This window comes from Streptomyces sp. S465 (assembly GCF_026898115.1).
GTDB classification, from domain to species: domain Bacteria; phylum Actinomycetota; class Actinomycetes; order Streptomycetales; family Streptomycetaceae; genus Streptomyces; species Streptomyces luomodiensis.
On record NZ_CP114036.1, the window covers coordinates 43,101 to 55,225 of the forward strand.

Genomic DNA, 12,125 nt, shown 5'->3' on the forward strand with positions numbered 1-12,125 from the left:
CGAGGAGAGTCATGCGAGTCATCACCCAGCGGGCGTTCGGCGGTCCGGAGGTGCTCACCATCGTGGACGCGCCCGAGCCCCAGCCCCTCCCGACCGAGGTTCTCGTCCGTGTCAAGGCGATCGGACTGAACCCGCTGGAGGCGCGCTTGCGCGCCGGCGAGTTCCCGCTCATCGGCCGGCCGCCGTTCATTCTGGGCTGGGACATCAGCGGCGTGGTCGAGGAGGCACCAGGGACGTGGCGGCTGAGGCCCGGTGACGAGGTGTTCGGGATGCCGCTGTTCCCGCGGGCGGCGGGCGCGTACGCCGAGCTGGTGTCGGCGCCGGCGTTGCACCTGGTACGCAAGCCGGCGTCGCTCTCGCATGTCGAGGCGTCGGCGCTGCCGGTCGTCGGGCTGACGGCGTGGCAGGGCCTCGTCGACCTCGCCGGCGTGACCGAGGGCGACCGCGTCCTCGTGCACGGTGGTGGCGGCGGGGTCGGCCACGTCGCGATCCAGATCGCGAAGGCCCTCGGCGCGCACGTGATCACGACCGCCGGCGAGAGCAAGCGGAAGTTCGTCGAGGGCTTCGGCGTCGACGAGGTGATCGACTACACGGCGGTCGACTTCACCGAAGCGGTCCGCGACATCGACGTCGTGCTCGACACGATCGGCGGCGACACCGCCGAGCGGTCCCTGGAGGTGCTCCGTCCAGGGGGTCACCTGGTGACGGCGGTCGCGGAGCAGGACTCCGGGCTCATCGCCGCGTACGAGGCGGCAGGCATGCGCTTCAGCGGCATCGCGGTCGACCCCGACCCGGTGGCCCTGCGGGGTCTCGTCGAGCTCGTCGAACAGGGCAGGCTCCGGGTCCACGTGCAGGAGACGTTCCCCTTCGAGCGCGTCGCCGACGCGCACCGGCTGCTCGACGACGGCCACCTCCGGGGCAAGCTCGTCCTCACCGTCTGATCCCGTCACCGGGTCCCGGCGCAGCGTCTACCGCACCGGCCCGGCCGCACCGCGCAGGTCCGCGGGGACTCCTTCGCGGCCCCGCGGCCGGCAGGCCGCCGCCAGCTGCTCCGGCATTTCCGGCCGCACCCGCCGCGCTCGGTAACGCCCGCGTTCCACGGCATGTCGCCGGTCGCTGCCCCACGCCTCAGTGGGTCTCGCTGAGCCGCCGAGCCACGCAGTGGAGGGCGAAGGCGAGTTGCTGGGTCTGGAACGCGGCACCCGCCCGGTGGTAGTCGATCGCGTGCCCGGCCGCGGGGAAGAACGCGGCGTCGACCGACGGGGACGAGGTCAGAGCGGCGGCGAACGCGGCGATCTGCTCGTCGTCGGCGATCCAGAGGGCGTCGTACTCGCCTATGCGCAGGTGGACCGGCACGGAGATCTCCGGAGCCAGGTCCTGGAAGAGGCTGTGCCAGCTCGAGGAGATCTCCACCAGTTCGGCCTTGACCACGGGCTCGTTGGCGAAGTAGGCCGCCTCCGGCATGTCGTCACGCCGGGTCCGGGCCGGGCCGAACATCAGCTCCGCTTTCCGGTCGTCCGGTGACCGCAGCGTCAGGTCCGGGATCGACGCCCAGATGCCGGTAAAGTGCTCAGGTTCGCGCAGCAGACATCCCGAGGCCGCGACACCGAGCAGTGGCCACTTCGGCCTGTGCGCGGCGACCGCCAGCGAGATCGGCACCCCGATGGAGTGCCCGATGAGCACGACACCCGCGGTGCCGGCTCCGTGCGTCTGCCACAACTCCCCGATCAGGTGCTCCAGCGCCTCCGCGTGCGCCAGGAAGACGGACCCGTTGGCCGGCACCGAACTGCTGCCACCGTGGCCTGGTCGGTCGACCGCGATGATCGGCACCCCTAACACCGCCGCCCGGTCCAGCAGGGAGTAGCCGGGAACGTCGAAGTACGCCGACGTGTACCCACCCCCGTGCACCGCGACGACCAACGGAACATCCTCGTTGCTCTCGGCGAGCCGCCGCCGGCCGGTGAACGTCATTCCCTGCGCGGGCCCGGCCGACGTCACCTGGTGGGTGAAACGGACGGTTTCATGCGTCGACATCCGGATCTGCTCCTTGTCTTCTTCTGGGTGGAAGCTCAGTTCGTTCCCGTCATCCCGCCACCGAGCACCAGGCACCGGTCGGGCCGGCCCGTGGCGGCCGCGATCAGCGGCCACCCGATCGCACAGGTGAGGGGCGGACGTCGTGGTCAGCCGTCCGGCCTGGGCGACGCTGAGGTGCAGGTCGTGGGCGGCCGCGGGGAGCGACCCCGCCAGCACGAAGCTGTCGGCCCCGAGCACGAACGTGCCGACGGCGAACAGCACCGGCCGTGACGGCGGGTCAGGCTTCGATGACGATCGAACCATGTCGGCAACGCTAGACTAGACTTCGATGTGCGTCAAAGTCCGGTGTCCGTCCCGAGCGAAGGAGGCTCGATGCCGCGAAAGCTGCCGGAGCCGTCGATCGACGAACTGGATCTGACGACGATCCTCAGCGCTCTGGCCGACCCGGCCCGCCGGGCGATCATGACCGTGATGTACCGGGGGCCGGAGCCGTTCGACTGCAGCGCCAGCACGTGGTGCGCCAACCTCGGAGTGACCCCACCGACCATCTCGCACCACTTCCGCACCCTGCGCGAGGCCGGCCTGACCCGCACCGTCGTCGACGGCCGCACGCGCAGCGTCCGTGTCCGCGAGGAGGACGTGGAGAAGCGCTTCCCCGGCCTCCTCGATGCCGTGCTCGGCCACGAGCAGGACAGGGGCACAACAGGCCCGACCGCCCCTGCGTGACGGCAGGTCAGGCGTGGGACTTCCCGTCCCGGGCCCGGGGCAGGGCGTTCCCGGCCGGATGCGCGGTGACCGCGCGTGCTGGCCCACGGCCTCGGGCGGTGGCCCGTCGTGGACGGCGCACCCGTCGCGGACACCGTGCGATGCCACACCGGAGGGAAGAACCGCGCTTCCCGTAGTGCTGTCCTCAGCAGGACCACCAAAGAGGGCGAACATGACCGAGGCACTCCCCCGCCACGCCCCCTACCTCCACCAACGCACCGCCGGCCGCATCGGATCCCTCACAAGGCTCATCCGCCAAGCCGCCATCACCGCCATCCATGACGGCACCGAACGCATCACCAAAGCTGCCCTCGACGCGGTACAACTCCACCACCGCGCCGAACAACACAACCGCCCCACCCGCAACCGCTAAACCCACCCACCGAACAGGCACAACAACCTGACCAGCCGGCGTTGGAGGTACCGGCAGCGAATCGTTCCGCGGCCTCCAGCCGGATCCGCTCGCGAAACGCCTGCCGTTCAGGCGTCAGCCCACCACCCTGCGGATATCTCATACAACCGGCATACAGCGACGATCACACACCGTCAGCCCCCAACGACATCACGCCGCAAAAGTCAGTAGACGGCGGCCTGGCCGGCGTCCGCGTGGAGCTTGACCTCCTGGTAGGGGGGTGCCGACCGTAGGAGCGCCCTGAGTTCCGACCCCGAGGCCCTCGTTCCCCGACGCCACGGCCGAAAGTTCTCAACAGTCCCCGACCCGTTGAGTGTGCCGGCCTGCGGTGGGTCACCCGCAGCCCGTCGACAGCAGTTTCGGTGCGCTCAGGGAGACACGAGGTGGAACGGTGTGGTCGACGTCATCGCCACGATGTCGTCGTCGGGGAACGACCAACTCGCAAGCATGCGTCGCCAGATCGCCATTCCGTCGGAGATCAGGTCACCACCGGGCTGACCGAGGTCAGTCGTGACCACCGTGCGGCTCGCACCGCATGCCCGGATCCGTTCTCGTGTCACCTGCTCGCTGACCTTTCCTCCTTGCACGACGGACAGGCACCTCTCGATGAGCGCGCCCTGCCGGGCGAACTCCTTCTGCTCCTCGATGCCGATCCCCTGCCGGGGGAGGTCGGGGTGCGTCACCATCACCCGTTGGATCCTTCGCCGGCGAAGCTCCGCAAGGAGGACCGACACTTCCTGGGCGTCCAGATGCCCGGTCCCGATGGCCAGGTCGAACTCACCGACCACGTCGAGGACGTGATGCGCCTCCGCGCACAACCGATCGCCGTCGAGAATGCCGACCGGGGGCCCGTAGCCCGGCTTGGCCGCCATCTCCTGATGCACCCCGCTCCATACAGGAGCGGCGTAGCCCGGCGGAAGGCGCTGATCCGCGCGTTGCGCGCGACTGTCCAGCGTGGGCATCCACACCATGCGGGCACGGCAGCGCGCCGCCACCTCGACCGCCGCCGCGTTCAGCCCGCCGACAGGACGGTTGAGTGTGATGCTCCCGAGGACCTCCACCTCGGGATGCAGCGTGCGCACCGACATCGCCCTGTCGGCCGTCGGCGTGACGTGGGACTTGATCACGAACCCGCGTTGGCCGGAACGCAGACAGCCCTGGGCCACCTCCTCATCGGTCTGGCTCCGAGGCGAAATATCGGGTGACGGGTGGCAATGAAGATCGAAGGTTCCGGCGGCCGACTCACTCACTGTCGTCGTCCCCCTCGGGATCGTCGATACGGGAGGCTCCCACGGAGCGCAGAGCCACAACCCCGCTCACTGCCGCCGCGACCATGTACAGCGCGGGCGCGAGCGACCAACCCGTCGCATCTGTCAGCCAGTTGGCCACATACGGTCCGAACCCGCCCCCGAGGATGGCCCCGATGCCGAACCCGAACGCCACGCCGGTGTAGCGCGCTGTCCCACTGAACAGCTCGGTCAACAAGGGGTATCCGATGGCCTGGGCGAAGACCCACGGCACGAAGGAGACAGCTATGGCAAGGCCCAGCACGAACGCGTTCTGCACCGCCATCAGAAGGAACATCGGCAGTGTCAGAACCACATAGCCGACCATCGCCAGGCCGAAGACCCTTCGCCGACCCCATTGGTCCGAAGCGTACGCGGCCAACGGCATGAGGAGGGCGACGCCCACGGTGAGCACCGAGTTCAGCGTGAGCGACAACGTCTCGGGCTGTCCCAGCTCGGTGGTCAGGTGCACGTTCAGGTAGACGTGTCCGACGTACGCGGTGCAGGTGATCGCGAAGGTGATGCAGGTGGTCTTGAGCAGTGCCGGGCGCTCGCTGCTCAGGACGTACCGGAGCGGGCTCACCGTCCGGCTCCCCCTGGCCGGGACCGTGCGCGGCGCCTCCGGCAGGGAACGGCGCAGGACGACGCAGAGGATCGCGAGGGGCAGCGACATCAGAAACGGGATGCGCCGACCGAAGGCGTGCATCTGGTCGTCGGAGAGGACGAACGAACACAGCGCCGCCAGGCCCCCGGCGAGCGCCGTTCCCACCGCGATCCCGGCCGGCGTGAAGGCCCCGAAGAAGCCGCGGAGGGTGGCGGGAGAGTTCTCCGCGATGTACGTCGAGGCCCCGCTCGCCTCCCCACCGGATCGCCATGTTGGCGTACAGGCTGAAGTCGTAGTACTCGATCGCGGACCCGGCCCCGCCGGCCAGGGAGATCCGCCAGACGCTCTTGGGCACGCGAGGCAGTTGCCCGGTCAGGCCGGGCGTCGACGACGGCGAGTCATCAGTGTGCGATCCCGACGGAGGAATGATGCGCGGCATACCATCCTGCTCAGTTCGAGAGAAAGCTCTTCGTTGGTTGCGTGGAGCCGGTGGGTTCACGACCCGCCTGCGCAGGCCGCTACACGCCCAGTTCCTGCTGGGCGGGTGCAGCGTCGATGTCACTCCTGCGCTCGGCGCGCGCGGCGACGATCAGGGCGAGGACACTGACGGCGGCCAGGGCCATGAGCGGCATCAGCGCCAGGGTGAAGCTGCCGGTGCGGTCCTTGATTCCGCCCACGAGCCAGTTCCCCCCGAAGGCCGCGAGCGACCCCAGGGAATTGATCACCGCTACGCCCGCGACGGCCTCGCGCCGGCTCAGCCACTGTGTCGACAGGCTCCAGAACGGGCCCTTCGCGGCGTAGGTCCCCACGAGCACGGTGGACAGGACGAGCAGGAAGACGGGCAACGCGTAGGCGAGCGGCACGAAGGCGAGGGCCACCGCCGAAAGGGCGATGGGGATCACCGTGAAGCGGACCCGCCCGCTGCCGCGGTCGGAGGCCCTGCCCCAGAGGACCATCAGGATCGTGGCGATGGCGAAGGGGATGGCGTTGAGCCAGCCGACCTGTGTGTCGGAGAGCCCGAAGCCCTTCACCATCTGGGGCTGCCACACGGACAGTGCCTGACTGATCGCTGCTGTGGACGCGTAGACGAGCGACAGCAGCAGAACTCGCTTGTTCAGCAGGGTTTTCCGCATCGGGACATGGCGCCCCTCGGAGGTCGGCTCCTGCGCCCGCAGTTTGTTCTCGAGCCAGGCACGCTGCTCCGCGGAGAGCCACCGTGCGTTGTTCGGATGCGAGGGCAGCGCGAAGAGCGCGACGACACCGAGAACGGCGGCGGGGATGCCCTCGATGATGAACAGCCACTGCCATCCGTGCAGGCCGAGCAGGCCCTGCAGACGCAGCAGATAGCCGGAGAGGGGTGAGCCCAGCACGCTCGCCAGCGGAATGGCCATGCTGAACAGGGCGATGACCCGGCCCCGGTAGGCCGGCGGATACCAGAAGGTCAGGTAGAGGATGACGCCGGGGAAGAAGCCGGCCTCGGCCGCGCCGAGCAGCACGCGCATGACAGTGAAGGACGTGGGGCCGGCGACGAAGGCCATGCCGGCGGCGACGAGCCCCCACGTGATCATGATTCTCGCGAGCCAGACGCGGGCCCCGTAGCGGTTGAGCGCGATGTTGCTGGGGACCTCCAGGGCCACGTAGGCCAGGAAGAACACCGAGGCCCCGAAGCCGAACTGGGAGGAGCTCAGACCGATGTCGTCGTTCATGTGGATCGCGGCGAAGCCGACATTGGACCGGTCGATATAGGCGACCAGGTACCCGAGCAGGAGGACGGGGAGCAGCCGGATCGATATCTGCCGGATGGTGGTCTTCTCCACCTCGTGGGCTTCCGGGGAGGGGTTCTTACGCAGGCTGATCATGGGGCTCCTCCTGGGAAGGGCGAAGTGCGGCGGTGCTCGTCGAAAGGCCCATTCGGTAGACCGACTCGGCCGTTCCGTGGAAGAGCCGGGCCTGTTCGGCGGGTGACAGATCCGCGACCGTCCGGGCGAAGGCGTTCCACAGCACGCGGTAGCCGAACATGCCTTTATCCACGGGGAAGTTGCTGGCGAACATGCAGCGTTCGGGACCGAACCGGCGAAGACATGTCTCGATCAGTGGCGTCATCGCGGACGCGAGCCGTTCGGAGCTGGGCGGGGCCGAACGCTCGTCGAAGCGGAATCCGAGCACACGCAGTCCTACGCCGGAGAGCTTCAGGTGAACGTTGGGGAACCGGGCCAGTTCCGTCATCTCCCGGTCCCACTCGGTGAGGACGTCACCGCGGGCGTGCGCGTAGGGGCCGACACCGAGAGGACCGCCCATGTGGTCGACGACGATGGTGGTGTCGGGGCAGGTCCGCGCGAGTTCACGGACCTGCGGGAGCTGAGTGTGGTACGCCCACACGTCCACGCTCAGGTCGCGCTGTGCCAGGGCCCTTACCCCGGCCTGGAACTCCGGGTCGATGAGCCGGTCGGCGACCGGCCGGAACGGCGAGCTGGAAACACGGGGATCGACGTGCCAGGCGGTTTGGTTGCGTATGCCGCGCAGTCGGCCCTTGGCCTCGTCCTGCATGACGTCGAGGACACCCGCCAGCCGGCGCCCGAGTGTCAGGTCGGCTCCGGCCACGACGGCACGGCACACGTCGGGGGCCGAGGGGTGTGTTCTACGGATGTCTTCGGCGATCCGCCGGGCGAAGCGCACCTCTCCCGCCGGCTTGAGCTCCTTCGGCCCGTCGGTGCGGTACGACGACCGGCACTGGACGTAGACGGTGGCCATGACCGTGGGAACGGTGGCGAGGTCCTGGAGGTGTTCTTCCGCGAGGTAGGTGTGGTTCGGACGGTCCCACAAATGGTGGTGGGCGTCGATGATGGGGATGTCCGGGAGCGCGAGGGGCTCGTCGACGAGCGCGAGCCAGTCTTCTCGCACCGGGGCGTGCACGCCGGATGGGAGTCCGCCGGCCGCCCCGGCGTTGGAGTACTGCATGAAAGCACCACGTCCTTGGGGGCTTTGTCTCGTGTCACGGGGCGGCGCCCAGGGCGGGCGCCGCCGACCGTGTCAGGCGCCGGGGGGGGAAGGCTTCAAGTCCGAGCTGCGCTGCGATCTCGGTGCGCTTGGCGTCTTCTTGGCGCTGCTTGTCCTCGGCACGCGCGACGACAGTCGCGGCGCGCTCCCGTGGCACGACCACCACTCCGTCGTCGTCACCGAGCACGTAGTCGCCGGGGCGTACCACGACATCGGCCACGGCGACCGGGACGTCCAGTTCACCGGGGCCGTCCTTGTACGGGCCGGCGGGGGTGACGGCCCGGGCGAACACGGGGATGCCGAGGGCCTGGAGGACGGCGACATCGCGGACCGCGCCGTCGATGACGATGCCGGCGCAGCCCTTGGCGACCGCGCGTCCGGCGATGAGTTCCCCGATGAGGGCGCGGTCGATGTCGCCGCCGCCCGAGACGACGAGGATCTGCCCCGGCTCGAGTCCGGCGAGGGCCTTGTGGATGTAGAGGTTGTCACCGGGCCTGGTGCGCACGGTGTAGGCGGGGCCGGCCAGGGTCAGCCCCGGACACATGGTCCGCAGGACGGACTGGCACACGTTCAAGCGGTCCATGGCGTCGCCGACGTTGGCGACGGGAAGGGCGGCCAGACGGCGCAGGACGTCGGGAGAGTCAGTCACTGAAGTGGCTTCCTTGAGTCTGGTGAGCTCCCGCGCCGTGCGACGTGGGTCAGCTCAGTCGGGTGGAGATGGCGTCGGCGGCGCGCCGCACCTCGACCACCAGGGCTTCGGCACGTGCGTCGTCGATGTCCTTCGACAGGCCGGTGACGGAGGCGATTGCCATGTACCGGCCGTCGGCGCTGTTGATGACGGGGGCGGCCACTGCTGCGGTGCCGGCCACCCGCTCGTTGGCGGCGACGATGTAGCCCTGCGCCCGCAGTTCGGGCAGCTGGGCCAGGAGGGCGGGCAGGGCGATGTCCTCCCGTTCGGCAGGCGGCGTGGCGGCGAGGGACGCGGACACGAGTTCCTTGACCTCCCCGTCGTCCAGGTCGGCCAGGAGCAGCTTGCCGATGCCCTTGTGCAAGGGCAGCCGCTGCCCGATGGGCAGCTGGTAGCGCAGGGGCGTGGGCCCCTCGATGCGCTGTACGGCCACCCGCGCATGATCGATGCGCACGAACAGGGAAGCCGTGAGTCCGGAGGCCAGCATGAGTTCTTGCAGCACCGGGGTGGCGATGAGCGTCAGTTCGCTGGTGGTCAGGTAGGTGTGGGCGGCCAGCAGGGGCGCGAGTCCCATGCGGTAGTCACGGTCCGCACGGCTCACGTATCCGCGCCGCTCGAGCACGGCGAGGATGCGTTGCGCCGTGGCCAGGTGCAGATTGGTGCGTTTGGCGATGTCCGTGAGCCGCAACGGAGCCTTGGAGTCGTTGAAGGTCTCCAGGACGTCCAGGGCTCGCTCCAGTGCTCGCAGATTGGCGCTGCCACCCTTGTTGTCACCTGCGGGCCGTGTGCTCTCGTCGGTCACGCCGTCCGTCCCCTCATCACTGTCCTCGCGGAGAGTTGTTCTCACCTGGCGAGAGACTATCTGGCCACTTCGGCCGGACTACGGGACCGCCTGCTGCAGTACCTGCGGATTGACGACGTTGCGGGGAGCCTCCCCCTTCAGGACACGCAGCACGTTGTGTGCCGCTTCGATTCCGCTGCGCCGGCGGGCCTGGACGGTGGACCCGCCGATGTGCGGTGTGACCACACAGTTGGGGATCTGCCGCAACGGGCTGTCGGCCGCGAGCGGCTCGCCCTCGATGACATCGAGGCCAGCGCCGGCCAGCTTGCCCTCGGCCAGCGCCGCGGCGAGCGCAACCTGGTCGAGGACCCCGCCGCGAGCCGTGTTGATGACATGGGCCGTCGGCTTCATCCGCGCTAGGCGCTCCGCGTTCAACCAGTGCCGGGTCTCGTCCGACAGAAAGAGGTGCAGGCTGAGGAAGTCACTGCGCTCGACCACCTCGTCGGCGGACGCGAAGTCGACCCCCGCGCGCTGGGCGAAGTCCAGGTCGGGGAAGGGATCGTAGGCGAGGACCCGCATGCCGAAGGCGAGCGCGAGGTCCGCGACGGCCTGTCCGATGCGCCCGCAGCCGATCAGGCCCAGCGTCGCCCCTCGCAGTTCGACACCGGGCAGCCGGCGCCAGTTGCCGACGCGTACGTCCTCAAGGTTTTCCGCGGCCCGGCGGGCACTCATGAGCATGAGCATGAGCGTTGTCTCGGCGACGCTGTTGCGGTTCACGCCCGGCGTGTTGCAGACAGTGATGCCGAGTTCGGCGGCCGCGGCCACATCGATCGCGTCGTAGCCCACACCGGTGCGCGAGATCACGCGCAACCGCGGGGCCGCTTCCAGGACCGCGGCCGTGAAGGGGTCCGCCCCCACGATCGCGGCGTCCACGTCGCTGAGCAGGCCCGCCAGCTCACCGGGGTCCCGGTGGCCCGACCAAGGACTGTGCAGGGTCTGACATCCCTCGGCGCGCAGGAGCGCGTCCACCTCGTCGTCCGGGCTCAGGTACTGGGTCGTCACTAGGACCCGAGGATCGGGCACGGAGACCTCCTCAATCTCTGGGAGCACCCATCTAAGACCCGAAACACTCGCTACGCAATATCTACTTTCATCTAGCGAGAGCTTCTTCCAATTTTTAGTTCACAGGTCTTGCCTTACGAGGGAAGTGCACGCCATGGTGCGGGGGTCGATCGAGAGCCCGGACGCGTCGTCACGCCAAGCCAGCGTCCGCCCACGCTGCGCCCCCTTGCCGCCCGCCCTCAGCTGTGGTGCAAGAGCCGTCACTTTCAGAGGTGAACCGATGTACCCGCCCCGCCACCCTCACCCCGAGCAACGCCCACCGGGCAGGAGTCCGGCCCCGCCCCGCCGACGAGCGCTCCAGGGACTTCTCGCCTCCGGGGCCCTGCTCGGGCTCGGCGCACCTCTCACGGGATGCACGGCCGAGGACCACAAGAACGCCGAGGCACCCGCGTTGCCGGACTACTACCCGGCCCACTACGCGCGGTTGGTGGACGCATCCCGCCGCGAGGACGAACTGCTGCTGTACAGCAACACGCCGCAGACCGCGCTCCAGCCCCTCTTCGACGGCTTCACCCGTCGCTACCCCTGGATCAGCCGGGTACGAGCCACCAACTTCAGCAGCTCGGCCGTCTTCCAGCGCTACTACAGCGAGCGGGCGACCGGCGGCTCCCCTGTCGACCTGCTCCTCTCCATCTCCCCCACCGACTGGGCCGACTACGCGCAGCGGGACATCGCCCTCGACTACGAGTCCGTGGAACTGAGCAGACTGCCGGACTTCGCCCAGATCCTCCCGCGCGTCTTCGTGCTGTCCACCGACCCGAACGTGGTGCTCTACAACCGCAAGACCCTCGCCCCCTCGCAGCACCCCAAGGGCCTGCGCAGCATGGCCGACCTGTGCGAGGCGCACCCATCCAGATACCGGGGCAAGATCGGTATCTACGACACGACGAATCCCTTCGGCTACTCCAGCAACTCCACCTACACCACACACGCACCGGGCGGCTGGTCCCACCTCCGCCGCCTGCTGCCCTTCTGCCGCCCGGAGAACTCCTCCGGATCACTGACCGAGAAGGTCATCTCCGGCGAGTACGACGCCGCCGTCCACGTCGGCGGCACCGTCGCCATCCCGATCGCCGAGCGCAGCGGCGGCCTCCTCGGCTGGACCTTCTACGAGGAAGGCACGGTGGCAGTGCCCCGCGCCGTCTCCATCGTCGAGACCGCGCCCCACCCCAACGCCGCCCGGCTGTTCCTCGACTACGTGCTGTCCGCGGCGGGGCAACAGGACGCGGTCTCCGGCGGGTTGGGCCCCTATCGCCCCGGCACCGAGGGCGCCGGCGGCATCGAGCCGTACCAGGGCCTGATCCGCCGTCTGGGCAAGAACCGCGTGTTCCTCGCCCCGTACAAGGGCGTCGCGGACAACGCGCACGCGGCGTACGAGCGCCGCTGGGACAGCGCCAGGAAGTAGCGGCCGCGTCGCCGGCCCGCCCCTCGTTCGC

At 69.3% G+C, this 12,125-nt stretch carries 11 protein-coding genes and 2 pseudogenes; 4 read left to right on the forward strand and 9 right to left on the reverse strand.

The annotated features are described in order from the left end of the window. The first annotated feature begins 11 nt into the window (after positions 1 to 11). Positions 12 to 941, forward strand: coding sequence for an NADP-dependent oxidoreductase (locus tag N6H00_RS00235; protein ID WP_268969436.1), 930 nt, complete (start codon positions 12 to 14; stop codon positions 939 to 941). A gap of 187 nt (positions 942 to 1,128) precedes the next feature. On the opposite strand, the gene N6H00_RS00240 is transcribed toward N6H00_RS00235, so the two are convergent. After that, on the reverse strand, positions 1,129 to 2,337 hold the full coding sequence (locus N6H00_RS00240; RefSeq protein WP_268969437.1) for an alpha/beta fold hydrolase: 1,209 nt from the start codon (positions 2,335 to 2,337) through the stop codon (positions 1,129 to 1,131). A 69-nt stretch (positions 2,338 to 2,406) separates the two neighbouring features. Here N6H00_RS00240 and N6H00_RS00245 point away from each other — a divergent pair, with 69 nt between their 5' ends. Further along, positions 2,407 to 2,760, forward strand: a complete 354-nt coding sequence (locus tag N6H00_RS00245) for an ArsR/SmtB family transcription factor (RefSeq protein WP_268969438.1) — start codon at positions 2,407 to 2,409, stop codon at positions 2,758 to 2,760. Positions 2,761 to 2,980: 220 nt separating this feature from the next. Beyond that, positions 2,981 to 3,172: pseudogene (locus N6H00_RS00250) on the forward strand (ATP/GTP-binding protein); the annotation flags it as partial. Between the two features lie 407 nt (positions 3,173 to 3,579). Here the strand turns inward: N6H00_RS00250 and N6H00_RS00255 are convergent. The 8 genes and pseudogenes from N6H00_RS00255 to N6H00_RS00290 all read right to left on the reverse strand — a co-directional run bounded on the left by N6H00_RS00255 (position 3,580) and on the right by N6H00_RS00290 (position 10,650). After that, the gene (locus N6H00_RS00255) at positions 3,580 to 4,461 is read right to left on the reverse strand and encodes a DUF6282 family protein (protein WP_268969439.1); all 882 of its coding nucleotides are present in this window, start codon (positions 4,459 to 4,461) and stop codon (positions 3,580 to 3,582) included. Then, a complete protein-coding gene (locus tag N6H00_RS00260; RefSeq protein WP_268976814.1) occupies positions 4,454 to 5,080 on the reverse strand; it encodes an MFS transporter in 627 nt (208 codons plus the stop codon). Before N6H00_RS00260 ends, N6H00_RS00255 begins: the two co-directional genes overlap by 8 nt. Before the next feature lie 39 nt (positions 5,081 to 5,119). After that, positions 5,120 to 5,350, reverse strand: a pseudogene (locus N6H00_RS00265) (MFS transporter); the annotation flags it as partial. Between the two features lie 269 nt (positions 5,351 to 5,619). Further along, the gene (locus N6H00_RS00270; RefSeq protein WP_268969440.1) at positions 5,620 to 6,960 is read right to left on the reverse strand and encodes an MFS transporter; all 1,341 of its coding nucleotides are present in this window, start codon (positions 6,958 to 6,960) and stop codon (positions 5,620 to 5,622) included. Further along, a complete protein-coding gene (locus N6H00_RS00275; protein WP_268969441.1) occupies positions 6,944 to 8,059 on the reverse strand; it encodes an amidohydrolase family protein in 1,116 nt (371 codons plus the stop codon). Before N6H00_RS00275 ends, N6H00_RS00270 begins: the two co-directional genes overlap by 17 nt. A 34-nt stretch (positions 8,060 to 8,093) precedes the next feature. Continuing rightward, complete coding sequence (locus N6H00_RS00280; protein ID WP_268969442.1) at positions 8,094 to 8,747, reverse strand: hypothetical protein; 654 nt, start codon at positions 8,745 to 8,747, stop codon at positions 8,094 to 8,096. A gap of 49 nt (positions 8,748 to 8,796) precedes the next feature. After that, entirely contained in the window at positions 8,797 to 9,633 is an 837-nt protein-coding gene (locus N6H00_RS00285) for an IclR family transcriptional regulator (RefSeq protein ID WP_268969443.1), read from the reverse strand. A gap of 33 nt (positions 9,634 to 9,666) precedes the next feature. Then, the gene (locus N6H00_RS00290; RefSeq protein ID WP_268969444.1) at positions 9,667 to 10,650 is read right to left on the reverse strand and encodes a phosphoglycerate dehydrogenase; all 984 of its coding nucleotides are present in this window, start codon (positions 10,648 to 10,650) and stop codon (positions 9,667 to 9,669) included. A gap of 259 nt (positions 10,651 to 10,909) precedes the next feature. On the opposite strand from N6H00_RS00290, the gene N6H00_RS00295 reads away from it, so the two are divergent. Then, on the forward strand, positions 10,910 to 12,094 hold the full coding sequence (locus tag N6H00_RS00295; protein WP_268969445.1) for an ABC transporter substrate-binding protein: 1,185 nt from the start codon (positions 10,910 to 10,912) through the stop codon (positions 12,092 to 12,094). Positions 12,095 to 12,125 lie beyond the last annotated feature (31 nt).

What these genes read in the sequence shown, in the direction of transcription:
- N6H00_RS00235 (WP_268969436.1), top strand. Translation starts at nt 12, where the DNA reads ATGCGAGTCATCACCCAGCGGGCGTTCGGCGGTCCGGAGGTGCTCACC.
- N6H00_RS00240 (WP_268969437.1), bottom strand. Translation starts at nt 2,337, where the DNA reads ATGGTTCGATCGTCATCGAAGCCTGACCCGCCGTCACGGCCGGTGCTG.
- N6H00_RS00245 (WP_268969438.1), top strand. Translation starts at nt 2,407, where the DNA reads ATGCCGCGAAAGCTGCCGGAGCCGTCGATCGACGAACTGGATCTGACG.
- N6H00_RS00270 (WP_268969440.1), bottom strand. Translation starts at nt 6,960, where the DNA reads ATGATCAGCCTGCGTAAGAACCCCTCCCCGGAAGCCCACGAGGTGGAG.
- N6H00_RS00275 (WP_268969441.1), bottom strand. Translation starts at nt 8,059, where the DNA reads ATGCAGTACTCCAACGCCGGGGCGGCCGGCGGACTCCCATCCGGCGTG.
- N6H00_RS00295 (WP_268969445.1), top strand. Translation starts at nt 10,910, where the DNA reads ATGTACCCGCCCCGCCACCCTCACCCCGAGCAACGCCCACCGGGCAGG.